This window comes from Caproiciproducens faecalis (genome assembly GCF_019448085.1).
Classification (GTDB): Bacteria; Bacillota; Clostridia; order Oscillospirales; family Acutalibacteraceae; genus Caproiciproducens; species Caproiciproducens faecalis.
Map to the genome: position 1 here is coordinate 123,902 of NZ_JAGFNZ010000001.1, position 26,274 is coordinate 150,175.

Sequence of the window (26,274 nt, forward strand, 5' to 3'; positions counted from 1 at the left end):
TTTGGTAGAACATAACAAACATAGGGGTGATTTTTGTGGAAAAGAAAAAGTTTAAACTGTTTGACGCCATTTTGTCGGTAATCTGCGTTGTGTTCGTTGCGGAAGCGGCGGCGCCCGCGGCGGCAATCGGAAATTCCCAATTTTTCTGGTGGATTTTCCTCATCGTCGCGTTCCTTTTACCCTACGGCATGATTGCTTCGGAGCTTGGAACCACCTACGACGATGAAGGCGGCCTTTACGACTGGGTGCGCAGGGCTTACGGTGACAAATGGGGCTCCAGGGTCGCGTGGTACTATTGGGTGAATTTCCCGCTCTGGATGGCTTCGCTTGCCGTCATGTTCCCGTCAACCATCAACTTTATCACCGGTTCGGAAATGGGCGTTCTGCCCAGTATCCTGATTGAACTGGTGTTTATCTGGATTGTCGTATTGCTGAGCTTTTCGCGTGTCAGCGACAGCAAATGGGTGCTGAACCTTTCCGCATTTATTAAAGTGCTGATTGCCGTCGCGCTGGGCGGGCTGGGAATCTATGTTGCGGCTACCCGCGGCGCGGCCAACGAATACACGGTTCAGTCCATGCTGCCTTCACTTGATCTGAACAGTCTTTCCTATATTTCCGTAATCCTTTTCAACTTTATGGGATTTGAAGTCATTACGTCCTTTGCCTCTGATATGGAGAACCCGAAAAAGCAGATTCCGCAGGCAATTATTGCGGGCGGTATCGCTATTGCGGTCATTTACATTTTCTCCTCCTTCGGTATCGGCGTCGCCCTGCCGGCGGATCAGATCAGCACCTCCAGCGGCCTGATGGACAGCTTCCAGCTTCTCCTCGGTGAAGGCGGCGGAGCGTTCCTTATCATAGTAGCCATCCTGTTTCTGGTCACTCTGTTCGGCAATATGGTGTCCTGGTCCTACGGGGTAAACTATGTGGCGGATTACGCGGCAAAGAACGGCAGTCTGCCGAAAGTCTTTGCCCGTGAAAGCGCGAAAACCGGGATGCCTACCGGAGCCGCCGTCATGAACGGCATTGTGGCAAGCGTTTTGGTCGTTGTCGCACCGTTCCTGCCGAGTCAGGATCTGTTCTGGAGCTTCTTCGCCCTGAACGTGATTACTCTTTTAATGTCTTACATTCCTATGTTCCCGGCCTTCCTGAAGCTGAGAAAAATCGACCCGGACAGAGAAAGACCGTTTAAGGTTTCCGGCGGAGCGTTAAAGCTAAGACTGATGGTCATTGCTCCACTGGTGCTGCTGATTATCTCCATCGTACTGTCCTGCGTACCGCTGAACACTTCCGCGGATGAGCTTTCCGCAAAGGGCCCGCTCCTGGTCGGTACGCTGATTGCCATAGCAATCGGTGAAATCATCTGCCGCAGGTCTTCAAAAGTGAGTGAGCAGGAATCGGTTCAGAATATCAAGTAAATATAATTCGAAAGGAATTTAACATATGAAAACAATTCATCAGAATGACTCCACACCGAAAAAAGATGGATACAGAATGCCCGGAGAATTTGAAAACCATACGGGTACCTGGATGCTGTGGCCGGAACGCACGGACAACTGGCGCAACGGCGCCAAGCCCGCCCAGCAGGTTTTCAGCAATGTGGCAAAGGCAATCGCACAGTTTGAGCCGGTGACCATGTGTGTCAATCCGGACCAGTATGAAAACGCCAAAGCGATGCTCGCGGACTGCGACACCATCCGCGTGGTCGAAATGACCAGCAACGATTCCTGGATTCGTGACTGCGGCCCGACCTTTGTGGTCAATGGTAAAGGCGGCGTCCGCGCGGTTGATTGGGACTTTAACGCCTGGGGCGGTTTGTACGACGGTCTGTACTTCCCATGGGATCAGGATGCGCTGGTTGCTTCCAAAGTTTGTGAAATAGAGAAAGTCGTCCGCTATAAACCGGAAAACTTTGTACTGGAAGGCGGTTCCATTCATGTTGACGGGGAAGGCACCGTGCTGGTAACGGAGTCCTGCCTGCTCAGTCCCGGGAGGAATCCCGACCTTAAAAAGGAGCAGATTGAGGAAAATCTGCGCGAATACCTGAACGTGGAAAAGATCGTCTGGGTAAAAGAAGGCATTGATCCGGATGAAACCAATGGGCACATCGATGACGTCGCCTGCTATGTGCGGCCCGGCGTGGTGGCCTGTATCTGGACGGAGGATAAAAACGACCCGTTCTATACCATCGCCCACGAAGCCTATGAACTGCTGTCCAATACCGTGGACGCCAAAGGCAGAAAACTGACGGTCTGCAAGCTTGATTTGCCAAAGAATCCGGTTCGCATCACGCTGGAGGAATCCAAAGGCGTGGATGTTGTGGAAGGAACCCTGCCCAGAGAAGAGGGCGACCTTTGCCCCGGTTCCTACATGAATTTCCTGATTGTTAACGGCGGCGTCATTGTCCCGCAGTACGGCGATGAAAACGATGCGCTTGCACTGAGCCAGATACAGGGGATGTTCCCGGACCGCAAAGTGGTCGGCGTGCTGACCCGCGAAGTGGTTCTCGGCGGCGGCAACATCCACTGCATTACCCAGCAGCAGCCAAGCGGAAAATAATAATTCTGTCCCTATGCAGGCGGGGATGCATTCATTGTCTATGCATCTCCGCTTTTGCATTCCGTATGGTTTTCGTTTTGCAGCCATACAGACTTTTGCCGATAAGAGGAAATAGGAATGACTCAATTGCCTGAGAAAAAGAAATTTAAAATGTTTGATGCCGTTTTGGCTTCCGTCTGTGTGGTCATGACGATTGAAGCGTCGGCCCCCGCCGCAAAAATGGGGAATTCCCAGTTCTTTTGGTGGGGCATTCTGATTCTGACTTTTTTTCTGCCCTACGGACTGATTTCCGCAGAGCTGGGAACCGCGTATCAGGGTCAGGGTGGAATTTACGAATGGGTGAAAAAAGCGTACGGGCCGCGGTGGGGATCGCGGGTTGCCTGTTATTACTGGTTTAACTTCCCGGTTTGGGTCAGTTCCATCGTCCTTCTTTTTACGGAAATTTTATGTTCTGCTTTTCATTTAAATATTGGTACCGGCGGACTTGTCGGAATTGAACTTTTACTGATCTGGCTCGTCACTTTGTTAAGCTGTTTCCGTGTCAGTGACAGCAAATGGATTTTGAATCTGGCTGCGGTGTTTAAGGCGGTCATGATGCTTTTTTTGGGCGGATTGGGATTCTATATCGCGTTTCATAAAGGAGTGGCCAACCCGTTTACCCTTCAGTCCTTTTTACCGTCGTTTGATTCACAGGGACTTTCCTATGTGATTGTCATCCTGTTCGACTTGGTCGGATTTGAGGTTATCACAACCTATACGGATGATATGGAAAGGCCGGACAGCCAACTGCCGCTTGCCATCAAGCTGGGCGGCGCTCTGATTATTTTCTTTTACGTTCTTGCCGCCTTTGGAATCAGTGTCGCCATCCCGGTGAATGAGCTGAGTGCTTCTACCGGAGTGATTGAAAGCTTTCGCATCCTGCTGCACCGGACGGACGGCATCCTGATCGGACTGATTGCCGTTATGTTTCTGTACGCCCTGTTTGCCAACCTGATTTCGTGGTCGCTGGGGGTAAACTATGTACTGAAATCCGCCGCTCAGGATCACAGCCTGCCCGGATTCCTGGCGGCGGAAAGCAAAAAAAACAAAATGCCCGTAGGGGCCGCGGCGGCAAACGGGATCATCTCCAGCGCGATTGTCGTGCTGGGGGCGTTTATGCCCGACTCGGATGTTTTCTGGCAGTTTTTCGCAATGAACATGATTGTTCTGATGATGTCCTATGTGATGATGTTCCCGGCATTTTTGAAGCTGAGAAAAATTGACCCGTCCCGTCCGCGCCCGTTCAGGGTAAAAGGCGGTATGCTGAAGCTGAAGCTGATGGCCTATCTGCCGATGTGCCTGATTATTTTATCCATCGTTTTTACCGTATTGCCGCTGAACCTCAGCAGCGAAGAACTGAACGGTAAAATTCCGCTGATGATTGGCAGCGGACTGGTGATAGCAATCAGCGAATGGATTTCGTACCAAAGTACAAAAACGGAAGAAATTGTAAAGTAACCTTGTAAACAACTTTGTTTTGGAGGATATCTATGTCAAGAATTGTAATTGCCCTTGGAGGCAATGCTCTGGGAAACAACGCACAAGAGCAGCAGCGCATGATTGACGACGCTGCGCCTTCGTTAATCGGCCTGATTAAGCAGGGCCATGAAATTATTGTCAGCCACGGCAACGGGCCGCAGGTTGGCATGATTAACCTTGCCTTTGACAGCGCTTCTCAAAAGACGGATAAAATTGCAAAGATGGAGCTGCCCGAGTGTACGGCAATGAGCCAGGGGTATATCGGCTACCATCTGCAAAAAGGAATATTAAAGGAGCTCAAAAGAGTGGGAATGCCCTGGCACGTTGCTACCGTCGTCACTCAGGTGGAGGTTGACGGAAACGACCCTGCGTTTGCTCACCCCTCAAAGCCGATCGGTGCGTTTTACGACGCGGAAACCGCTGAGGAAATGATGCGGCAGCATCCGGAAACCGTGTTTGCGCAGGATTCCGGGCGCGGCTGGAGGCGGATGGTGCCGTCGCCCAAGCCGGTCAGCATTGTGGAACGGGACTCTATTCTGAATCTTCTGGATCATGAGTTTATCGTCATTGCCTGCGGCGGCGGCGGTATTCCGGTTATAAAGGACGCCGACGGAAACTATCAGGGTGTTTCTGCGGTGATTGACAAGGACTCTGCCTCTGCGGAACTGGCGGACGCGGTGGGCGCGCAGTACCTGTTCATTTTGACCGCCGTGGACAAGGTGGCGGTCAACTGGGGAAAGCCGGATCAGAAAAATCTGGACGAAATGACGGTGGAACAGGCGCAGAAGTATTGTGAGGAAGGTCAGTTCGGCGCTGGCAGCATGCTGCCGAAAGTGCAGGCGGCCATTCAGTTTGTAAAATCGGGAGAAAACCGCAGGGCGGTCATCGCCTCCCTTGAAAAAGCACCGCTTGCCATGCGCGGACTCAGCGGAACACTGATACACGCGTGATCTTACGGTCAAATCAGCATTGGTTATTCCGCCTGTATTTTACAGGCGGAATTTTTTGTTCCCGTGGATCAGCCTTTCTTTATTAAGGAATCCGGCCGATAAACTTTTTAAATAAATCAGACATGCGCGAATTCGATATTTAATTTTCCATTTGCCTTTCGCAGTTTACTCAATGTCCCTGCGGTGCTATTCTCATACAAGGCCAAAGAATACATATCATAATCCAATAACGGATTTTTTACGGGAAGCAGGAGGATATCAGTATGGACACAAGGGTGGAAAGCGATTCGATAGGCAGCATGGAAATTCCTTCGGATGCGTATTACGGCGTACAGACTTTACGGGCAAAACAAAATTTTTATATTACCGGACTTCAGATGAACAGCCGGTTTATCAACAGTCTGGCACAAATCAAAAAAGCGGCGGCCGTTACCAACCGCGACGCCGGAAATTTGGACGAAAATATTGCGGAAGCGATTATCTGCGTGTGCGACGAAATTATTGCGGGGAAATGGCACGACCAGTTTATCGTGGATCCGATTCAGGGCGGCGCGGGAACGTCGGCCAATATGAACGCAAACGAAGTGATTGCCAACCGGGCAATCGAACTGCTGCACGGGGTCAAGGGAGATTATTCGCTGGTTCACCCCAACGACCATGTCAATATGTCCCAGTCGACAAACGACGTGTTTCCCACAGCGGCAAAGCTGACGGTGCTGTCACAGATTCCAAGAATTTTATTCCAGCTTAACAGGCTGAAAGAAGCGCTGAACGAAAAAGGAAACGAGTTTGACGGGATTGTTAAAATGGGACGCACACAGCTGCAGGACGCGGTTCCCATCCGGCTCGGTCAGTCGTTCCGCGCCTATGCTTCAGTCGTGGAGCGTGACAGAAAACGGCTGGAAAAAGCGGAAAAGGAAATGCAGTCGGTCAACATGGGCGGTACGGCGGTAGGCACCGCGATTAATGTCAGTCCGGTTTACCTGAAAAATATTGCGGAAAATATCAGCAGACTGAGCGGTGTCAAGGTTCAGCAGGCACAAGACCTGATTGACGCTACCCAGAATCTGGACGGTTTTGTGTCGGTTTCCAACTCGCTGAAAACCTGCGCGGTCAACCTTTCCAAAATGGCAAATGATCTGCGGCTGCTTTCCAGCGGGCCGAAAGCGGGAATTGCGGAGATCAATCTACCTGCCAAGCAGAACGGCTCGTCCATTATGCCGGGGAAGGTCAACCCGGTTATTCCCGAAGTGGTCACGCAGGTGGCGTTCAATATCATCGGAAATGATATGGCCATCACCATGGCCGCCGAAGCTGGGCAGATGGAACTGAACGCGTTTGAGCCCGTTTTGTTCTACAATCTTTTTGAGTCGCTGACGACTCTGGAAAACGCGGTCACCACCTTTGTGGACAACTGCGTTTCGGGGATTACCGCCAACGAAAGCCGCTGCAAAGAATTGCTGGGGCAGAGCGTGGGGATTGCCACGGCTCTTTGCCCTTATATCGGCTATAAAAAGTCCGCTGAAATCGCAAAACAGGCTCTGCGCACCGGCAGGCATGTGGAGGAAATCGCGCTTGAGGACGGGCTGCTTACAAAACAGAGCTTGGACAACATCCTGAACCCGAACACAATGACACAGCCCAGAATGTAAGGAAAAGGTTGACGCAGTACCTGCCCGGGGGTAAAATGAAAAAAGAAAAGTTTGAATCTGCAGAAAGATGGAGGATCCGGGATGAAAGACTACATTTTAGAGGGCTGTGTTGATTCGGTGGAATCTGCGGTTGCCGCGGAAAAAGGCGGCGCAAACCGGCTGGAACTGTGCGGAAATCTGATTATTGGCGGCACCACGCCGGACATCAATCTGTTCCTTGCGGTACGCGAGAAGGTATCTATTAAGATCAACGTGCTGATCCGGCCCCGTTTCGGCGATTTCTGCTACACGGATGAAGAATTCAACATCATAAAAAAGGATGTTGAAATGTTTCGGGAACACGGCGCGGACGGCGTAGTGATCGGAGTGCTGCAGCCGGACGGAAATCTTGACCTTCCTAAGATGAAAGAACTGATGGCCGCCGCGGGAGATATGAGCGTTACTCTGCACCGCGCGTTTGATGTCAGCAGGGATCCGTTCCAAACTCTGCAGGATGCAAAAGACCTGCATATCAGCACCATTCTGACCTCCGGTCAGAAAAATACCTGCTATGAGGGCCGGGAACTGCTCGCGCAGCTGGTGGAAAAGGCGGCCGGGGAAATTGATATTTTGGTCGGCAGCGGTGTGAACAGCGCACAGCTGGAGGAAATGGCCGCCGTGACCAAGGCGAAGTCGTTCCATCTTTCCGGCAAGAAGAATTTGGAAAGTGCCATGACTTACCGCAAAGAGGATGTCAGTATGGGGCTGCCACTGATGAGTGAATTTATTATCTACCGCACAGACGCGGGTGAAATTGCAAAAGCAAGGGATATTTTACAGCGACTGTAAGGCGGCTGGAATTCAGGCCGGTGTGCCTGTGCTTCTGCTGTGGGGGAGACGGAAATGTTGGATAAAATAGACAGAAAATTGATTATGCTCTTGCAGTCCAATGCAAGGATATCGGTGAAACGGCTGGCGCAGGAGGTTTTTCTGTCCGCCCCGGCGGTGTCGTCCCGGCTGGAGCGGCTGGAAAAGCTGGGAGTCATCGCGGGCTATACGGCTACGGTCGATTATGTAAAGCTTGGGTACCATATTCTGGCGTTTATTAATCTGGAGGTGGCGCCCAGCGAAAAGGTCGTTTTTTATCCGTTTATTCAGCAATGTCCGAATGTGATTGAGTGCAACTGCATTACTGGAAATTATTCCATGTTGATTAAAGTTGCGTTTCCCAGTACGATTGAGCTGGACACTTTTGTCGGTCAGCTTCAGCAGTTTGGGCATACGCAGACACAGATCGTTTTTTCCACGCCGGTTCCGCACAGGGGAGTAGCTCCGGTAGAGGACGCGGAAAAATCGCCGCTGTAAATACATACGGCAAACAGGAGAGCATACCGGCGTTTTTTCAAACATTGTTTGAAAAGGGTCTGCGGTATGCTTTTTTTATAAAAAGCTAAAGAAAAATACGAAATGGGATGAAAAGTTTTTGCTTTATAATGCGGTAGATGGTATAATTAAATAATCACTGTAAAAGCAACAGTATCCGCGGCCGCGGGCGGCGTTTGGATATTCGAATACTTTGAAAGACGGGGATTACAGATGGTATTGAGGTTTTTGACATACAATTATTTAATTATGATCGGCATTATTTCGTGGATGTCGGCGCAGCTGATTAAAACCATCATTTTTTTATGCAGAAACAAACGGATTGATTTTAAAACGCTGTCCGGTTCCGGGGGAATGCCAAGCGCCCATTCCGCGCTTGTATGTTCCGTAGCTGTCGGTACGGCGCACGAATACGGTTTTGGTTCCCCGTATTTCTCCCTTGCCTTTACTCTGGCCGTGATTGTCATGTACGACGCCATGGGCGTGCGGCGCGCGGCGGGACAGCAGGCGAAAGCCATCAATGACCTTGTGGAATATCTGAAAGACAACAAATGCAATCTGCCGGATGAAGGAAAATACCTCAAGGATTCCGTTTGCCGGCTGAATGAATCGCTCGGCCATACTCCGCTGGAAGTTTTCGCGGGGGTTGTGCTGGGGGTCTGTGTCGCCGTCGTTTCCATCATCTGGTTCCGCTGACGGGTCGAACGGACTGTAAAAACAAGAGGGTGCAATATTGAGTCAAATCTCCGGAAATACAAGAAAAAATCGAAATATGAGTATTGAGCTTCTGCGGATTCTGCTGATGCTGATGATCGTGACCCTGCATTATCTGGGGCACGGGGGGATGTTGGATGCGGTTTCTCCGGGCGGCGGAAGATATGTCTTCGTCTGGACACTGGAAACTTTTTCCTACATAGGCGTAAACGGGTTTATTCTGATTAGCGGCTACTATCTTGCCGGCTCCGCTTTTAAGATGAAAAAGCTGATCGGCCTGATAATACAGATTGTTTCAACTTCTGCCGCTATTTATCTGATCTTTGTGGCAGCGGGCCTGGCCCCCTTTACGAAGGGACAGCTTTTCGGAGCTTTTTTCCCCGTCATCACGGGGAAATACTGGTTTGCCACCAGCTATATTGCGCTTTACTGCCTGTTCCCGTTTCTGAACATGGTTGTGAAAACGGCGACAAAGCAGCAAATGCAGATTCTGGTTTTTCTGCTGAGCGCAATGTTTTGCTCGTGGAACGCCTTTTTTCCGCCGCTGACCATTATGAGTACCAACGGCGGTTACAATGTGGTCTGGATGGTGTGCCTGTACTTCTTTGCGGCGTACCTTCGGCTTTACTGGGATCATCAGGTCAATAAATTCCTTTATCTGGCGGGGGCGGTTCTATGCTGTGTGTTTGTTGCTTGGAAAAAGTGTACGGGCAGCGACGCTTTCCTGTCCTACGTTTCCGTGCCGATTACGCTTGCCGCCATTCTTCTGTTCCTTTTCTTCCGGGAGGCTTCCATTACAAACCGGGCGGTCGGAAAAGTGATTTCCTTTGTGTCGCCGCTGACGTTCGGTGTATATCTTATCAGTGACAACACCTGGGTGCGCAGGATCCTTTATACCAATATTCTGCACACTTCCCTTTATTTTGAATCGTCGAAAATCGTTTATATGATTCCAGCTTCCGTTCTGGGAATTTTTGTAGTAAGCATGCTGCTGGAACAGGTCAGAAAGCTTTTGCTGCAGCCGTTTCTGGAAAGCGCCGCTTATCAAAAATTCTGCGACTGGATTTCGGGGCTGAAATTTTTGCAGGGCTACGCACAGAACGACAACGGCCGCGCCGCCTGACCGCCCCCAAAACGATTTTTTCGAGCACGGAGAATCCCCCCCTGCGCCGTTAAAAATGTGGAGCAGAGAGTGTACATACTGCCTGAAAGTAGCATAGTATAAAGCGGAGAACGTTCCCTAAAACTATATGTTAGGTGGATTATATGTACAATTATCAAAGTGGCGCTTGTAATTCCTGGAATCCTTATTCCAATCAAAGGAGACAAGTTGCTTTAAACGCATCAAGCGGCGGAGTCGGTCCGCTGCCGATCATCACCACATTGTTTGCCGAGCCGCTCAACGTGGTATCCACGACGATTGACACAAGCGGCATGGGTCCTACAAACAATCTGCTTCATTTCAGCGGCATCGTCAATCTGCCCTTGGGGATTTCCGTAACGCTGAACTTCCAGATTCGCCGTTCCGCCAGGGACGGGTCTATCGGCGTAGGTTCAACGTATACTTTCTCGACTCTTGTGGATGTTCTTGAAGCGGAAGCCTTCAGCTTCCAGTTCTTGGATGAGGAAGTGGAGCCCGGTTTCTACACTTACTCCATAGAACTCTCGACCAATTCCATTATTGATATAACGCCGGGTGCTTCGGTCAATAATGCAGTCCTTAGCGTCCTTGCGGTAGCGGATTAGCCTTCGACCCGCGATCAGCCGTACAAAGCAGCCTGAAAACCGGCGTACTTTGGTGCCGCCGGAAACGTATCGCGGCGGAAAGTAAGGTTAAGCGGAAATACTAAACAGTAATACAGCCACCCTTTAAACGATTGTTTACTGGGTGACTGTTTTTTTATTTTCTGTATTTTGTGAACAGGTACCACCAATGCCGGAAAAGCATTTGACAGAATACCGAAATCGTGTAAAATATAACATAGATAATAATGGGGAAGTGGCGCTGATGATTAGGTTAGGCATTACTTTCTTTATCAATTGAATTTAAGAAAGGATGGGATCGGATGAAAAATTTTACCTTTTACTCTCCTACCGAGGTTATTTTCGGTAAAGATACCGAGCTGCAGGTTGCCGATGAAATTAGAAAGCACGGCGGCACGCGAGTCCTGACTGTATACGGCGGGGGCAGCGTGGTGAAAAGCGGACTTTTGGAAAGAGTGGAAAAGTCGCTGGAAAAAGCCGGACTGCCGTTCACTTCTATCGGCGGAGTCAGCCCCAACCCCCGTCTTTCCCTTGCCAGAGACGGCGTGAAGAAAGCGGTGGAATTCGGCGCTGACTTTATTTTGGGCATCGGCGGCGGCAGTGTACTCGATACGGCAAAGGCCATTGCCCACGGCGCTGCAAATCCGGAGACCGATATCTGGCTTTTCTGGAAGAAAACAGCTGTGGTTACCAAAAGCAGCCCTGTCGGAGCAATTCTGACTATTTCCGCCGCGGGAAGCGAAACCAGCGATTCGGCGGTGCTGACCAATGGGGATACAGGGGAAAAGCGCGGCCTGAACACTCCGTTTAACCGGCCGCGGTTTGCCATTATGAACCCGGAGCTGACCTATACGCTTCCTCCTTTTCAGCTTTCCTGCGGAATTGTGGACATCATGATGCATACCATGGACCGTTATTTTACGCTCACGGAGGGAAACGAGCTTACGGATGAATTTGCCGAAGCCCTTCTGCGTGTGGTGATAAAAAACGGAACCAAAGCCATGGAAAATCCGCACGACTATGACGCAATGAGTGAGCTGATGTGGTGCGGCAGCCTTTCCCACAACGGTCTGACCGGCCTTGGCGCGGTGATCGATTTTGCTCCGCACCAGCTGGGGCATGAGCTGAGCGGAAAATTCGACGTGGCGCACGGCGCCAGTCTTTCCACTATATGGGGTTCCTGGGCCAGATACTGCTATCAGACGAAACCGGAGCGTTTTGTCCGTTTCGCGGAAAAGGTCTGGGGAATTTCCGGGGGCAGCGCAGAAGAAGTTGCCAACAGGGCGATTGATACAACCGTTGCATTCTTTGCGTCCCTTCATATGCCCACCTGCTTTACGGAGCTGGGTATCGGTATGCAGAGCGAAGAGGTGCTGGGCCAGATGGCGGACAGCTGCATGTTCTTTGGCAAGCGGAAAATCGGCGGGTTCCGGGTTCTGGACCGTGACGACGCTTTCCGGATCTATCAAATGGCGAACCACTAAAATCGGCGCAGTTGGTAAAACTACCCGAAGGAGGAATAATATATGAACAAAACGGAAAAGAAAGAATTGCAGAAACAGGCGTGCAAAGTGAGAATGGGTGCAATCGAGGGCGTTTACAACGCCAAATCGGGGCATCCGGGCGGAAGCCTTTCGGCTGCCGACCTTTTTACCTACCTTTATTTTAAGGAAATGAAGGTAGACCCGCAAAATCCCAAGGATGAAAACAGGGACCGCTTTGTGCTTTCCAAGGGACACTGTGCCCCGGGACTGTACGCAACCCTGGCTCTGAGGGGCTATTTCCCGATGGATGAAATGAAGAAGCTGCGCCATATCGGCGCGATGCTTCAGGGACATCCGGATATGAAAGGCACACCCGGTATCGACATGAGCACCGGTTCGCTCGGACAGGGTGTTTCCGCCGCCTGCGGCATGGCGGCCGCGGGGAAAATGGATCATAAGGATTACCGTGTGTATTCCATGCTGGGAGACGGTGAAATTGAAGAGGGTCAGGTCTGGGAAGCGGCGATGTTCGCGGCTCATCAGAATCTGGACAACCTCTGCCTTGTTGTGGACAACAACGGACTGCAGATCGACGGGACTGTCGCCGAAGTCGGCGGCCCGGAGCCGATTGATGAAAAATTCCGTTCCTTTGGCTTTGATGTTCAGGTGATTGACGGACATAATTTCGATGAAATAGAAACCGCCTTCAACCACGCAAAGACCGTCAAGGGCCAGCCGAGCGTAATCATTGCAAAGACCGTCAAGGGAAAAGACGTATCCTACATGGAAAACCAGGTGGGCTGGCACGGTACCGCCCCGAACGCAGAACAGTATGAAACGGCCATGCAGGACCTGAACAAGGTGCTGGCCGGATTGGAGGTGGAATAATATGGCAGAAATGGTGAAAAAGGCAACAAGAGAAAGCTACGGCGAAGCATTGGCGGAGCTGTCTGAAAAATATCCGCAGGTGGTCGTGCTGGACGCGGACCTTGCGGCTGCGACCAAGTCGGGCGTCTTTAAAAAAGCTTGTCCGGAACGTTTTATCGACTGCGGTATCGCGGAGTGCAACATGGTGGGCGTGGCCGCGGGCCTTGCCGCCTGCGGGAAAATTCCGTTTGCCACATCCTTTGCGATGTTTTCAACAGGACGCGCCTATGAGCAGGTGCGCAATTCCGTCGGATACCCGAAACTGAACGTAAAAATCGTCGGCTCCCACGCGGGGATTTCCGTCGGTGAAGACGGCGCGACTCACCAGTGCAACGAGGATCTTGCGCTGATGCGTACCATTCCCGGTATGGTGGTGCTGAACCCGGCCGACCACTATGAGATGAAAGCCGCCGTCAAAGCGTCAATTGAGCACCAAGGCCCGGTTTATATCCGCCTTGGCAGACTCGCCGTCAGCAGCTTCAACAATTCCGACGACTACAAATTCGAACTTGGCAAGGGCATTACTCTGCGCGACGGAAAGGATATCACCATCGTTGCGACCGGCCTGATGGTTTCCCGCGCTCTGGAAGCGGTCAAAACGCTGGAGGAGCAGGGCATTGACGCCAGACTCATCAACATCCATACCATTAAGCCGCTTGACCGCGAGCTGATTGTCAAAGCCGCGAAGGAAACCGGCAAGATCATCACCGTTGAGGAACACAATGTCATTGGCGGACTGGGCGACGCGGTGTGCGACGCGCTCTGCGAAGAGTATCCGGTTCCGGTTATCAAAATCGGCGTAAACGACGTTTACGGTCATTCCGGCCCGGCGGTTGATCTGCTCGACGAGTTCGGCCTGAACGCCGCACATATTGTTGAAGTAACAAAGAAAGCGCTTCAGAAATAAAATAAGCGGTCCTGATATTAAGGAAGGGGGCGGCCGGAATTTCCGGCCGCCCTTCGTTCATATTGTTTGGTACCCGAAAATATGATAGAATACAATCGGTTTCAAATGGGAAGATATTTTCAAAGGGTGTTGTGAATGAATTATGACGATCTGATTACGCTGACAACCGACGTGGGTTGCCTTTTGCTGGCAAACGGCGCTGAAATATACCGCGTGGAAGAATCCATGCAGCGTATTTTCCGGGCTTACGGGGTGGAGACCGGGGAAATTTTCGCGATTCCCACCTGTATCAATGTGACCATCACCACGCCGACGGGCAAGCCGGTTACCCTGATCCGGCGCATCCCCGTGCGGGGAACCAACCTTGATAAGGTGGAAAGAGGAAACGACCTCTGCCGGCGGATCTGCCACGATCGGCCGGACTTCAGAGCGGTTCGCCGCGAGTTGGCTCAGATTGAGCGCCGGCCGGTTTACGGACTGCTGTTTCAGATTCTGGCGTTTGCGATGGTAGCGTTTTTCTTTACGCTGTTTTACGGCGGGGATTTTACAGACGCGTATTGGGCTATGTTCTGCGGAGCGGTGATTAAGATCGTGTGTCATAATATGAACCGTTTCCATGCAAATTCCTTTTTCGTAAATATCGTTGCCAGCTTTGCGGCCGCGGCGCTCGCAATGCTTGCGGCGCAGTTCAATTTTGCGCTGGATACGGATAAGGTTATCATCGGTGCGCTGATGAACCTTGTTCCCGGAATCGCCATCACCAGTTTTATGCGCGACTTGATTGCCGGGGATCTGATGGCGGGACTGATCCGCTTTACGGAAAGTATGCTGGTCGCTACCGCGATTGCAATCGGAGCGGGTATTGCGCTCACAATGACGCGCATGATATGGGGGGTGTAAAGAATGAGTTTTCTACCCTGCCTTTGGGCGTTCTGCGCCTGCGTCCCCTTCGGAGCGGTCATGAACCTTCACGGCAAGACCCTGATTTTCGCGTCGGTCGGCGGCGGAATCGGCTGGGTTTTCTATTTGTTAAGCAGCCCCGTACACAGCGACATCATGCAGTATTTTATCGCGACCATCGCCATTTCCATTTACGCGGAAATTATGGCGCGGGTTTTCAAAATGCCGGTTACGGGATTCCTGCTGGTTGCGCTTCTCCCCATGGTGCCGGGGGGCGGCATTTATTACACAATGGAATATTGCGTTATTGGAAATAATTCCATGTTTATTGAAACCGGACTTCACACACTGGGCATTGCGGGCGCGCTGGCAATGGGGATTTTGCTGGTATCCTCCATTGTCAGACTGTGGACAATGATTGCAACGGAAAATAAAAAAGCATAAAAAACAGGCGCGGAGGGATGTTGAACAAATCATCCGGCCGTGCCTGTGTTTTTTATAGGAAGTCCGCAGGGCTGCCAGCTGGATACCCTGTTTGGATGAAAGAGTAGTTGGCGGAGATTAAAACCGTTTCCGTATGGCGTCGGTAATGATTTCCAGCGTTTGTATCCGCCCGTATTTTTTATCCTGCGACTCTATGATGTGCCACGGGGCGAATTTCGTTGAGGTATTTTGCAGCATATCGTTGACGGCAGTTTCATATTCCTCCCATTTCGAGCGGTTGCGCCAATCTTCGTCCGTGATTTTCCACTGCTTGGACGGAGTATTCTGCCGCTCCTGAAAGCGCTTCAGCTGCTCGTCTTTGTCAATCTGCAGCCAGAATTTAATGATGACCGCGCCCCAGTCGTGAAGCTGCTCCTCGAACTCATTGATTTCTCTGTACGCACGGCGCCAGTCCTCCTCGGTGCAGAAGCCCTCAATTCGTTCCACCATGACGCGCCCGTACCAGGAACGGTCAAAAATCGCGATGTGCCCGTCCTTGGGCAGGCTTTTCCAGAAACGCCACAGGTAGTGGCGGGCAGCCTCTTCCCGGTCAGGTGCCGCAATGGGGATCACTTCGTAGCCTCTTGGGTCAAGCGCCTGCGCAACCCGTCGGATGTTCCCGCCCTTCCCGGCGGCGTCCCACCCTTCGTAGACGATGATGACGGGCACTTTTTTCCGGTACAGTTTTCCGTGCAGTTCGCTCAGCTCGTCCTGCAGCTCGTGCAGGCGGGGCTTGTACCCCTTTAAGTCCAGTGTTTTATCAAGGGGAATTTCCGCAAGCTTCGGCATCGGCAGAAGCGGAGAATCTCCGGTATCAATGGGGCTGTCGGTTATCGCTGGTTTTGCCTGTCGCTTCAAAGCCGCGTTGATGCAGTCCACCACGACGGTGCGAAAAACTTCCAGCTCCGCGGCGGTTTTATCCATGCCGGACACAACGTGCCACGGCGCGTTTTCCGTGGAGGTGCATTCCAGCATCTCGTCAAACACTCGGTAATAGTCCTCGTACCGACGGTTGCGCTTCCAGTCTGTCTCTGTCACGCGCCACTGCGTATTTTTGGAGCTTTCCAGCTGTTCAAACCGCTTTTTCTGCTCCTTTTTGCTGATGTGCAGGAAAAATTTGATTATCAGATAGCCGCTGTCCGTCAGCTGGCGTTCAAAGGCTTTAATATCGTTCATGCGGCGCAGGTTTTCTGTGTCGCTGATAGGATCCTCCAGTCTTGCAACCGAAACATCCCGGTACCAGCTTCGGTCGAGCACGGTAATTTTGCCCTGCTCCGGAATGTTCAGCCAGTGCCGCCACAGAAGCGGTTCGCGTTTTTCCCGCTCCGAAGGCTCCGTAACGGAATACACCTTGAAGCCACGCGGGTCAAAGTTCAGAATCAGGCTGGAAATCAGACTGCCCTTTCCGGCCGCGCCCCAGCCTTCAAAAAGAATGATGACCGGCAGCTTGTTCTGCTTGATCGGCTGCTGCAGGGCGGCCAGCGCCGCTTTCAGTTCCTTTGCCTGCTGCTTGAAGTCGTTTTCAGATATTTCGGTTTTCAGGTCTGCTTTTTCCAGCATAGGGACACCTCCTGCCTTTGTACTGATTATATACTAAAATTTGATAAAAACAAATATAACTTTGACGAAATTACCGATAAACACCTGCCCTGAAAGTGCCCTGTTACACTTCACTATTGAAAATGGATGTGGTATAATAAAACGGATATTATGGGTTGCCCCGGCGATGGCGCTGTTTCCGCCGGCGGCAGGGAAACCGGCGTAAAGGGGGCGGACGACAAATGATGATACTTGGAATTGACCCCGGATACGCTATTGTGGGTTACGGAGTCATCCGGGCGGAGCGCGGAAGGTTCCAGCCGATGGAACACGGCGCGGTCGTTACACAGGCGGGCGAGGATTTTAACCGCCGACTGGAAATCATTTATGATTCGCTGGAAAAAGTAATGGCCCACTGGAAGCCGGACGCCGTAGCCATAGAAAAACTGTATTTTCAAAACAACCAGAAAACGGCGATCGGCGTGGCGGAAGCCAGAGGAGTCATCCTGCTGGCGGCGCAGAAGGCAAAGATAGAGGTTTTCGAGTATACGCCGCTGCAGGTAAAAATGGCGGTCACCGGCTACGGGCAGGCAATGAAGCCGCAGGTGATGGAAATGACAAGACGGCTGCTCTGCCTGAAAGAGGTGCCGAAGCCGGACGATACCGCGGACGCACTCGCCATGGCGATCTGCCACGGGCAGGCGGCGGGTTCTGTTTTCCGCCAGAGGATGCTGACCCGTACGGACTGTTTCAAATAAAGGAAAAGCAGGAGCAGAAAAATGTTCTACAGTTTAAAAGGAAGTTTAATTCATATGGAACCGGGACTCGCGGTCGTGGAGTGCGGCGGGGTCGGCTTTAAATGTCTGACAACGCTCAGTACCCAGCGCACGCTGCCCGCCGTTGGGGAGCAGGTGACGCTGTACACGCACCTGAATGTCCGTGAGGACGCGCTGGACCTGTTTGGGTTCGCGACTCTGGGGGAGCTGAACTGCTTTAAAATGCTGACGGGCGTCAGCGGAGTCGGCCCGAAGGTAGGTCTTGCCATCCTTTCCGAGCTTGCCCCGGAACAGGTCGCCATGGCGGTCGCCACCGGCGACAGCAAAACCCTTACCCGTGCCAGCGGGGTGGGCGCCAAGCTTGCGCAGCGCATTACGCTGGAGCTGAAAGACAAGGTCAAAGGAATGCAGACCAGCTCGTCGGCTTTTGCCCCGGCCGGAATTGTCTCCGCTTCGTCGAACGCGGGCGCCGCGGTCAACGCACTGACGGTACTCGGCTATTCGCCCACGGACGCCGCAGCGGTTGTAGGCCGCTTTGACAGCGCGCTGCCGGTGGAGGAACTCATCCGCCAGTCGCTCAAAGCGATGGGCAGCGGGATGAAATAACTTTTATTTTATTAAAAGAAAAATAAACACAAACGGAACTCTCAAAGGGAACTAAAACAAAAGAGCTAATAAAAATAAGGAGCCCCCGAAGTGCAGAAGGAGGGAGAACCGAAAGTTGAATTACGAAGACAATACAAACGACTATGATTTTGAAAACCGTATGGTAGCTCCGGAGTACGCACCGGAGGACGCGGAAGTGGAAAATCCGCTGCGGCCGAAGGTACTTTCGGAATATATTGGACAGGATAAAGTAAAAGAAAACCTTTCTGTTTTTATAGAAGCGGCAAAACAGCGCAAAGAGTCGCTTGACCATGTGTTGCTCTACGGCCCGCCGGGACTCGGCAAAACGACGCTTGCCGGGATTATCGCGAACGAGCTGAATGTCAACCTACGGATCACGTCCGGCCCCGCGATTGAAAAGCCGGGCGATCTGGCGGCGCTTCTGACCAACCTGAACCCGGGCGACGTCCTGTTTATTGACGAGGTGCACCGCCTTTCCCGCAGTGTGGAGGAAATTTTGTACCCCGCAATGGAGGACTACGCGCTGGACATCATTACAGGAAAGGGTCAGATGGCGGCTTCCTATCATCTGCCCCTGCCGAAATTCACGCTGGTCGGGGCGACTACCCGCGCCGGGCAGCTTTCCGCGCCGCTTCGCGACCGGTTCGGCGTCGTGCTCCGGCTGGAGATGTATTCCCCGCAGGAGCTTGCCCGAATTGTAACCCGAAGCGCGAAAATTCTTGACATCCCCATAGAAGCGGACGGCGCGCTGGAAATTGCCTCGCGCTCGCGCGGGACTCCGCGTATTGCCAACCGCCTTTTAAAACGTGTGCGTGATTTCGCGCAGATCATCAGTGACGGCGTGATTACCTACCATTCGGCGAAGGTTGGACTTGACCGGCTGGAAATTGACGAAATCGGGCTGGACGCAAACGACCGGCGCATGCTGAGCACACTGATCCGCTTTTACAACGGCGGGCCGGTGGGGCTGGAAACGCTTGCCGCCGCTATCGGCGAGGAAGCCGTGACCATTGAGGATATCTATGAGCCTTATCTGATGCAGATCGGATTTTTAAGCCGCACTCCCCGCGGGCGCTGCGCCACTCACGCGGCTTACCTGCACCTGGGTCTGACCCCGCCGGGCCGGGAGGAAGACAGCCAGCAAAAACTGTTCTGAATTCAACGATAAAACATATTAGGAGTTGTTTATAATGGGAAGACTTTTTGGTACGGACGGTGTCAGAGGAATCGCAAACAGCGAACTGACCTGTGAAATGGCTATGAATATCGGCCGCGCGGCGGCAATGGTACTGACGGACAACAACCACAGGCATCCGAAAATCCTGATCGGAAAGGATACCCGCCTTTCCTCGGATATGCTGGAAAGCGCGCTCACCGCGGGCCTTTGCTCCGTTGGGGCAAACGTAGTGCAGCTCGGCGTCATCCCCACCCCGGCGGTTGCCTTTCTGGTCGGAAAATATAAGGCGGACGCCGGCGTCATGCTGACGGCCAGCCACAATCCCTGCGAATTCAACGGCATTAAGATTTTCAGCGGCGACGGCTACAAGCTGCCGGACGCGCTGGAAGAGCAGATCGAGGCGATTGTGCTTGACCATGCGCAGAAGCCGGTTTGTCCGGTCGGCGGCGATGTGGGAAGCGTTACCCGCGCGGAAAATACGGTTCGCGATTACATTGACCATATCAAGAGTACGGTTCCGTTTTCCCTGGACGGGATGCGTATCGGCATCGACTGCGCTAACGGTGCGGCAAGCCGCACGGCGGAAAAGCTGTTTACCGAGCTGGGGGCAGAGTGCCATATGCTGGCGGATGCTCCGGACGGCGTGAACGTCAACGAGAACTGCGGTTCCACCCATATGGAGAACCTGATGTCCTTTGTCAGGGAAAATCATCTGGACGCCGGTGTTGCCTTTGACGGCGACGCGGACCGCTGCCTTGCGGTTGATGACAAGGGTCAGCTGGTGGACGGTGATTTCGTGATGGCGATCTGCGCCGCGGATCTGAAGAGCCGGGGAAAGCTCAGCAAGAGCACGGTAGTCGGCACCATTATGACCAATATGGGCTTTAACCGTTTTTGTGACGACAACGGGATCAAGTTTGCCGCCACCAAGGTAGGCGACCGCTATGTGCTGGAAGAAATGCTGCTGGAGGGTTACAATTTCGGCGGCGAGCAGAGCGGGCATGTGATCTTCCTCGACTTTGCCACAACCGGAGACGGAGAAATGACGGCGGCACAGTTGTTAAGCATTGTGCACCGCAGAGGGGCAAAGCTCAGCAGCCTTGCCACTTTGATGACACGTTATCCCCAGATCATTGTCAATGTGGAAGTCAGCCCGGAAGGAAAACTGCGTTTCTACACCGACGACAAGGTCAAGGAAGCCATAGAAAAAGCAAAACAGCAGCTGGGAACCAGCGGGCGCATCATTGTCCGGCCTTCCGGCACGGAGCCGCTGCTCCGCGTGATGATCGAGGGAGAGGATCCCGAATTTATCAGCGTGCTGGCTAATTCCGTGGCCGATGTGGTGCGCGACAGGCTGGCGTGAGCCATTCTTTATCGAGATTGTCTGAAAGAAAATGAATTCATAAGATAGAGTAGGGAACAAATTGAGAACTGCAAACTGGAAGGATTACGAACTGCTGGATACCTCTGCGGGGGAAAGGCTGGAGCGCTGGGGCGACATCGTCCTCATCCGGCCTGACCCGCAGATTATCTGGAATACGCCGAAGGCACACCCCCTGTGGAATTCGGCTCACGCGCATTATCAGCGCTCCTCTACCGGGGGCGGAAGCTGGCAGGAACTGAAAAAGGTGCCTCCCATGTGGAAAATCCGCTATGGCGAGCTGACTTTTCAGCTAAAAACCATGGGCTTCAAGCACACGGGTATTTTCCCGGAACAGGCTGTGAACTGGGATTTCGCAATGAAAAAAATTACGGAAGCAAACCGGCCGCTGAAGGTGCTGAACTTGTTCGGCTATACCGGCGCGGCAACGCTGGCCTGTCTGAAGGCCGGGGCGCAGGTCTGTCATGTGGACGCGTCCAAGGGCATGGTTGCGTGGGCAAAGGAAAACGCCGCCGCCTCCGGATTGGAATCCAGCCCGGTACGCTGGCTGGTGGACGACTGCGTGAAATTTGTTCAGCGGGAACAGCGCAGGGGAAACACCTACGACGGCATCATTATGGACCCGCCGTCCTACGGGCGCGGCCCGGGCGGCGAGGTATGGAAGCTGGAAGAACAGCTCTATCCGCTGGTGGAAATGTGTGTGCCGATTCTTTCGGAGCACCCTCTGTTCTTTATCCTGAACTCCTATACGACGGGGCTCTCCCCGGCGGTAATGGAGTATCTGCTGGGCGTGCTGATTCAGAAAAAATTCGGAGGCCGCGTTTCCTCGGACGAAATCGGTCTGCCGGTTACCGGGAGCGGACTGGTGCTGCCCTGCGGCAGTACCGCGATATGGGAAAGTAAATGAACGATAAACAGGTAGGTACGAAAATGGATTATATCAAAGCGGACAACATCTCCTTCAGCTATGACGAGCCGGAAACCGAAGAGCAGCGCGAAGTCCTGAAGGGCGTTTCGCTCGGGATCCGCAAAGGCGAGTTCGTAGCTCTTCTGGGCCATAACGGTTCGGGAAAATCCACCATTGCCAAGACGTTTAACGCAATGCTGCTGCCCAGCGGCGGCAAGGTGTATGTGGACAATATGGATACGATGGACGAGAGCGTACTCTACGAAATACGCCGCCGCGTCGGTCTGGTGCTGCAGAACCCGGACAACCAGCTTGTTGCGAGCATTGTGGAGGAGGATGTTGCGTTCGGCCCCGAAAATCTGGGCGTACCGCCCGATGAAATCCGAAAGCGGGTGGACGACGCGCTGAAAGCGGTGGAAATGTATGACTACCGGCTGAACGCGCCGTACAAGCTTTCCGGCGGGCAGAAGCAGCGCATCGCCATTGCGGGGATTATCGCCATGCAGCCGGACTGCATCGTGCTGGACGAGCCCACCGCAATGCTGGACCCGCGAGGACGTACCGAGGTTCTCAACACCATTCATAAGCTGAATCAGGAAAAGGGAATCACCATTGTCCTGATTACGCATTATATGGACGAGGCCGTACAGGCCGACCGTGTGATTGTCATGGACAGCGGCAATGTTCTGACCGAGGGCACTCCGCAGCAGGTTTTTTCTCAGGTGGAACTGCTCAAGAAGCATCAGCTGGACGTGCCGCAGGCCACCGAACTGATTTACCGCCTGAAAGCAAGCGGGTTTGACCTTCCGGACTGCGCGCTGACCATTGAGGAATGTGTCGCGGCGCTTGAGCCGCTTTTAAATAAAGCATCTTTAGGAGAAACGTATGCCGATCATTGAAACGAAAAATCTGACTTATACTTACGGGGAGGGGACTCCCTTCCGCAAAACCGCGGTGGATGACGCGAACGTTTCCATTGAGCAGGGCGAGTTTATCGGGGTCATCGGGCATACCGGTTCCGGGAAGTCCACCTTCATCCAGCAGCTCAACGGTCTGCTGCGCCCCACGTCCGGCACCGTGCTTCTGAACGGAAAGGACATCTGGGCGGAACCGAAAAAAATCCGCTCCGTGCGCTTTCAGGTCGGTATGGTCTTTCAGTATCCGGAGCATCAGCTTTTTGAAGAAACCGTCTTAAAGGATATTTCGTTCGGCCCTGGGAACATGGGGCTGGATAAGGATGAAATTTTGAAACGCGCGCGCTGGGCCGCGGATTTTGTCGGCCTGAGTGACGAACTGCTTGAAAAGAGCCCGTTTGAGCTTTCGGGCGGGGAAAAGCGGCGCGCCGCCATCGCGGGCGTCATTGCCATGGACCCGGAGGTGCTGATTCTGGACGAGCCCACGGCGGGACTTGATCCCCGGGGCCGCGACGTGCTTTTAAGCCAGATCGTCAGTTACCACGAGGTACGGCACAACACGATTTTGCTGGTATCCCACAGCATGGAGGACATTGCCCGCACCGCTGACCGCGTTCTGGTGATGAATTCCGGTAAGGTTGCCATGTTCGACAAAACGGAAAAGGTGTTCGCGCGCGACGCGGAGCTGGAGACAATGGGTCTTCGCGTGCCGCAGATTACAAAAATTATGGCTGTTCTAAAGGCAAAGGGCTATCCTGTTACCACTGTTCTGACCATTGAACAGGCGCTGCGGCAGCTGATGCCGCTTCTGGAAAGGGGGAGCAGGAAGCATGGTTAGAGATATTACGCTCGGGCAGTATTTTCCCGGAAAGTCCTTCATTCACCGCCTTGACCCGCGCGTGAAGATTATCATTACCTTCGTTTATATCGTTTTTATTTTTGTGGCCTCCAATTTTGAGGCCCTGCTCACCATGTCGGCTCTGATTCTGGGAATTTTGCTGCTGTCGGGCGTCCCGCTGAAACAGTATTTCAAAAGCCTGAAGGCGATTTTGTTCGTGGTGATTTTCACTTCCATACTGAATCTGTTTTACGGTGGGGGCCGGGTGCTTTGGAGCCTGGGATTTGTTCAGATAACAACCGGCGGCGTATCCAACGCCGTCTTTATCACCATCCGCATTGTCAGTCTGATTCTTTTCAGCTCCGTCCTGACCTTTACCACTTCCCCCACAGAGCTGACCGACGCGCTGGAGCGGATAATGAAGCCATTAAAGGTGTTTCACGTCAAGGTGCATGAAATTGCCATGATGATGACGATTGCGCTGCGCTTTGTGCCCACTCTGCTGGAAGAAACCGATAAAATCATGAGCGCACAGAAGGCGCGCGGCGCCGATATGGAAAGCGGCGGCCTGATGCAGAGAATCCGGGCGCTGATTCCCGTGCTGATTCCGCTGTTCGTCTCCTCTTTCCGCCGTGCCTACGACCTTGCCATGGCAATGGAATGCCGCTGCTACCACGGCGGCGAAGGCCGCACGAAAATGAAGGTGCTGCATGTAACCGGTCTGGACGCGGTTGCGGCTGTGCTGACGCTTGTCGTCTGCGCGGCAGTGATTTTCTGCAGCGTCTATTTCCCGGCGGCTCTGCGCTGATGAGAAAAACGAACCGCATGGAGAAAGGAGCGGCTATATGAGAAATCTGCTGCTGAATATTTGCTACGACGGTTCCCGCTACCACGGCTGGCAGATCCAACAGAACGCCGTTTCCGTACAGCAGGTCTTTCAGGAAGCGCTCTTTCGGGTCATTGGGGAAAAGCCCGATATCAAAGGCTGCAGCCGCACGGATTCGTTTGTGCATGCCCGGCAGTACTGCATCAGCCTGAAGACGGAGCATTCCATTCCGTGTGAACGGCTGGTCGGCGCGCTGAACCATTTTCTGCCCGAGGATATCGCAGTTCTGAACTGCCGGGAAGTATCCCCCGACTTCCACGCGCGGTATTCCTGCAAGGGAAAGGAATACATCTACCAGATCTGGAACAACCCGGTGCGCGACCCCTTTTTAAATCACCGCGCGCTGCATTACTGGTACAGTCTGGATGAAGCGCACCTGAATGAAGCTGCCGGATTTTTTGTCGGTACCCACGATTTTACGTCGTTTTGCACCATGGACGCGCGGGAGCGCGGCAATATGGAGAGAACCGTCACGAAAGCGGAGGTAAAAAGGGAGGGTGACCTCGTTACCTTTACTGTGGCGGCGGACGGTTTTTTATATAATATGGTACGCATTATGGTTGGTACGCTTCTGCGTGTGGCGCAGGGTAAGCTGGAACCGGAGGACGTTAAGCGGATTATTGAGGCCAAAAGCCGCACAGAGGCCGGCCCCACCGCGCCGCCCTGCGGATTGTTTTTAAACCGTGTTTTTTATGAGGATGTGAAATAACATGAGCGACAGGGGGCAGCGGTTCGACACAACCGAAATAGACACCGCCAAATACCAGCAAAAGACGGAAAATCGCAGACAGAAGCGCCGCAATCGGCGGGAAAGCCGCGTCCCGCGCTGGGTCTATAGAATTATTGTCATTCTGATTCTTTGTGTGTTTACCATGCTGATTTGGTTCAACCGCAACAACCTGACTCCGTCCAATGTGCTGGAATGGGTGCAGAACAGCGTTGTCGGTATGGGGATCGGCGACGGGTTTCCCACCAAGATTGCGGGGAATACCGTTTTAAAGGGGAACTTTCAGTCAGTCAATAAAGAGGCGGTTATTGTCAGCGATACTGCCCTGACCGTTCTGAATTCCACGGCAAAAGCCGTAGTCAGCCGTCAGCACAGTTTTTCCCGGCCCGTGATGAAAGTAAACGGAAACCGGATTCTGATCTACAGCCTGGGGGGAAAAGGATACCGGATAGAGACCCAGAGCAAAACGCTTTTCAAAGAGGACGATCCGCAGGATATTCTTGCCGGAACACTGGCCGCAAACGGCCGTTACGCGCTGATTACAGAGGCGGACGGCTATCTGGGGTGCTTGACCGCCTACACCGCGGACAACAAAATTCTGTTCCACTACTGGTTTTCCGATTATTACCCAACTGCCGTCGCGCTGAGTCCGGACGGCACAAAGGCGGCGGTGGCCGCCGTTGGTGCGAAGGACGGCACCATGACCTCCGCGGTGTACCTGCTCAATTTCAGCAACAGCAAACCGGTGGAACCGGCCGCGGTCTATCCGGAAAATATGATGATGGATATTTCCTGCAGTGACAACGGTACGGTGACCGCAGTCGGGGACCGGCTGACCGCTGTGATTGGTGCGGATGGAAAAACAAAAACAAATTTTGATTATCAGGGACTGCATCTTGCTGCATATAGTATGAATAACGGGAAGACCGCTTTGGGGCTTGCCCCTTACGGGAGCGCCGGAAACGGCAAGCTGGTTGTGCTGGACGACACCGGCACCGCGGCGGCATCCGTGCCGTTTGCCAAATCGGTGGACTCCGTTTCGCTTTACGCGGACGCGATGGCTGTCCTCTCACAGGGACAGGTGCATTTTTACTCCGCCACGGCGGGTACTTCGACCGGCACCTGCGACGCGGGAAGCGACGCCCGGGCCATTGCCCTTCACGACGAAACCTCGGTCTATATTCTGGGTGTTTCGGAGATTCGTTTGGCTAACAGTAAATGAGTCCCTTGTAGTTCCCTGTTTTTTGTGCTATATTAATTTTTATATAAAAAACCAACTGGG

General features: G+C 52.9%; 26 protein-coding genes. 25 read left to right on the plus strand and 1 reads right to left on the minus strand.

What is annotated here, in order from left to right; all coding sequences use genetic code 11:
* Positions 1–35: 35 nt before the first annotated feature.
* From J5W02_RS00625 to J5W02_RS00695, 15 genes are all read left to right on the plus strand, one after another.
* A complete protein-coding gene (locus tag J5W02_RS00625) occupies positions 36–1,418 on the plus strand; it encodes an APC family permease (protein WP_330659640.1) in 1,383 nt (460 codons plus the stop codon).
* A gap of 25 nt (positions 1,419–1,443) precedes the next feature.
* On the plus strand, positions 1,444–2,559 hold the full coding sequence (aguA, locus tag J5W02_RS00630; RefSeq protein ID WP_219938519.1) for an agmatine deiminase: 1,116 nt from the start codon (positions 1,444–1,446) through the stop codon (positions 2,557–2,559).
* A 117-nt stretch (positions 2,560–2,676) separates the two neighbouring features.
* Positions 2,677–4,056, plus strand: coding sequence for an APC family permease (locus J5W02_RS00635; protein ID WP_219938520.1), 1,380 nt, complete (start codon positions 2,677–2,679; stop codon positions 4,054–4,056).
* 32 nt (positions 4,057–4,088) lie between these two features.
* On the plus strand, positions 4,089–5,027 hold the full coding sequence (gene arcC, locus J5W02_RS00640; protein WP_219938521.1) for a carbamate kinase: 939 nt from the start codon (positions 4,089–4,091) through the stop codon (positions 5,025–5,027).
* A gap of 263 nt (positions 5,028–5,290) precedes the next feature.
* Positions 5,291–6,679, plus strand: a complete 1,389-nt coding sequence (locus tag J5W02_RS00645) for an aspartate ammonia-lyase (protein ID WP_219938522.1) — start codon at positions 5,291–5,293, stop codon at positions 6,677–6,679.
* An 81-nt stretch (positions 6,680–6,760) separates the two neighbouring features.
* Positions 6,761–7,507, plus strand: a complete 747-nt coding sequence (locus J5W02_RS00650; protein WP_219938523.1) for a copper homeostasis protein CutC — start codon at positions 6,761–6,763, stop codon at positions 7,505–7,507.
* A gap of 57 nt (positions 7,508–7,564) precedes the next feature.
* Positions 7,565–8,023: an Lrp/AsnC family transcriptional regulator gene (locus tag J5W02_RS00655; protein ID WP_219964407.1), complete on the plus strand. Its 459-nt coding sequence runs from the start codon at positions 7,565–7,567 to the stop codon at positions 8,021–8,023.
* 246 nt (positions 8,024–8,269) lie between these two features.
* Positions 8,270–8,737 (plus strand): divergent PAP2 family protein, encoded by a 468-nt coding sequence (locus J5W02_RS00660; protein WP_255575498.1) that lies wholly within the window; start codon positions 8,270–8,272, stop codon positions 8,735–8,737.
* Positions 8,738–8,813: 76 nt separating this feature from the next.
* A complete protein-coding gene (locus J5W02_RS00665; RefSeq protein WP_219938525.1) occupies positions 8,814–9,878 on the plus strand; it encodes an acyltransferase family protein in 1,065 nt (354 codons plus the stop codon).
* A gap of 143 nt (positions 9,879–10,021) precedes the next feature.
* The gene (locus tag J5W02_RS00670) at positions 10,022–10,501 is read left to right on the plus strand and encodes a DUF4489 domain-containing protein (protein WP_219938526.1); all 480 of its coding nucleotides are present in this window, start codon (positions 10,022–10,024) and stop codon (positions 10,499–10,501) included.
* Between the two features lie 320 nt (positions 10,502–10,821).
* Positions 10,822–12,003, plus strand: coding sequence for an iron-containing alcohol dehydrogenase (locus tag J5W02_RS00675; protein WP_219938527.1), 1,182 nt, complete (start codon positions 10,822–10,824; stop codon positions 12,001–12,003).
* Between the two features lie 42 nt (positions 12,004–12,045).
* Positions 12,046–12,891, plus strand: a complete 846-nt coding sequence (locus tag J5W02_RS00680) for a transketolase (protein ID WP_219938528.1) — start codon at positions 12,046–12,048, stop codon at positions 12,889–12,891.
* A gap of 1 nt (position 12,892) precedes the next feature.
* Positions 12,893–13,837, plus strand: coding sequence for a transketolase family protein (locus J5W02_RS00685; RefSeq protein ID WP_219938529.1), 945 nt, complete (start codon positions 12,893–12,895; stop codon positions 13,835–13,837).
* Positions 13,838–13,972: 135 nt separating this feature from the next.
* The gene (locus J5W02_RS00690) at positions 13,973–14,737 is read left to right on the plus strand and encodes a threonine/serine exporter family protein (protein WP_219938530.1); all 765 of its coding nucleotides are present in this window, start codon (positions 13,973–13,975) and stop codon (positions 14,735–14,737) included.
* A gap of 3 nt (positions 14,738–14,740) precedes the next feature.
* Complete coding sequence (locus tag J5W02_RS00695; protein WP_219938531.1) at positions 14,741–15,181, plus strand: threonine/serine exporter family protein; 441 nt, start codon at positions 14,741–14,743, stop codon at positions 15,179–15,181.
* 117 nt (positions 15,182–15,298) lie between these two features.
* Here J5W02_RS00695 and pap read toward each other — a convergent pair whose 3' ends face one another.
* Positions 15,299–16,780, minus strand: coding sequence for a polyphosphate:AMP phosphotransferase (pap, locus tag J5W02_RS00700; protein WP_219938532.1), 1,482 nt, complete (start codon positions 16,778–16,780; stop codon positions 15,299–15,301).
* 221 nt (positions 16,781–17,001) lie between these two features.
* Here pap and ruvC point away from each other — a divergent pair, with 221 nt between their 5' ends.
* From ruvC to J5W02_RS00750, 10 genes are all read left to right on the plus strand, one after another.
* Positions 17,002–17,517 carry a crossover junction endodeoxyribonuclease RuvC gene (ruvC, locus tag J5W02_RS00705; protein WP_219938533.1) on the plus strand — a complete coding sequence of 172 codons (516 nt, stop codon included), beginning with the start codon at positions 17,002–17,004 and terminating at the stop codon, positions 17,515–17,517.
* A gap of 21 nt (positions 17,518–17,538) precedes the next feature.
* Positions 17,539–18,141 (plus strand): Holliday junction branch migration protein RuvA, encoded by a 603-nt coding sequence (ruvA, locus tag J5W02_RS00710; RefSeq protein ID WP_219938534.1) that lies wholly within the window; start codon positions 17,539–17,541, stop codon positions 18,139–18,141.
* Positions 18,142–18,301: 160 nt separating this feature from the next.
* The gene (ruvB, locus tag J5W02_RS00715) at positions 18,302–19,318 is read left to right on the plus strand and encodes a Holliday junction branch migration DNA helicase RuvB (RefSeq protein ID WP_219964408.1); all 1,017 of its coding nucleotides are present in this window, start codon (positions 18,302–18,304) and stop codon (positions 19,316–19,318) included.
* Positions 19,319–19,352: 34 nt separating this feature from the next.
* Positions 19,353–20,702 (plus strand): phosphoglucosamine mutase, encoded by a 1,350-nt coding sequence (gene glmM / locus J5W02_RS00720; protein ID WP_219938535.1) that lies wholly within the window; start codon positions 19,353–19,355, stop codon positions 20,700–20,702.
* Positions 20,703–20,763: 61 nt separating this feature from the next.
* Positions 20,764–21,627 (plus strand): class I SAM-dependent methyltransferase, encoded by an 864-nt coding sequence (locus J5W02_RS00725; RefSeq protein ID WP_219938536.1) that lies wholly within the window; start codon positions 20,764–20,766, stop codon positions 21,625–21,627.
* Positions 21,624–22,526 (plus strand): energy-coupling factor transporter ATPase, encoded by a 903-nt coding sequence (locus J5W02_RS00730; RefSeq protein ID WP_407928336.1) that lies wholly within the window; start codon positions 21,624–21,626, stop codon positions 22,524–22,526. The genes J5W02_RS00725 and J5W02_RS00730 overlap by 4 nt, the downstream gene beginning before the upstream one ends.
* A complete protein-coding gene (locus J5W02_RS00735; protein ID WP_219938537.1) occupies positions 22,513–23,379 on the plus strand; it encodes an energy-coupling factor transporter ATPase in 867 nt (288 codons plus the stop codon). The genes J5W02_RS00730 and J5W02_RS00735 overlap by 14 nt, the downstream gene beginning before the upstream one ends.
* Positions 23,372–24,187 (plus strand): energy-coupling factor transporter transmembrane component T family protein, encoded by an 816-nt coding sequence (locus J5W02_RS00740; RefSeq protein ID WP_219938538.1) that lies wholly within the window; start codon positions 23,372–23,374, stop codon positions 24,185–24,187. The genes J5W02_RS00735 and J5W02_RS00740 overlap by 8 nt, the downstream gene beginning before the upstream one ends.
* 37 nt (positions 24,188–24,224) lie before the next feature.
* A complete protein-coding gene (gene truA / locus J5W02_RS00745) occupies positions 24,225–24,974 on the plus strand; it encodes a tRNA pseudouridine(38-40) synthase TruA (protein ID WP_219938539.1) in 750 nt (249 codons plus the stop codon).
* A 1-nt stretch (position 24,975) separates the two neighbouring features.
* The gene (locus J5W02_RS00750; protein ID WP_219938540.1) at positions 24,976–26,214 is read left to right on the plus strand and encodes a DUF5711 family protein; all 1,239 of its coding nucleotides are present in this window, start codon (positions 24,976–24,978) and stop codon (positions 26,212–26,214) included.
* Positions 26,215–26,274: the final 60 nt, after the last annotated feature.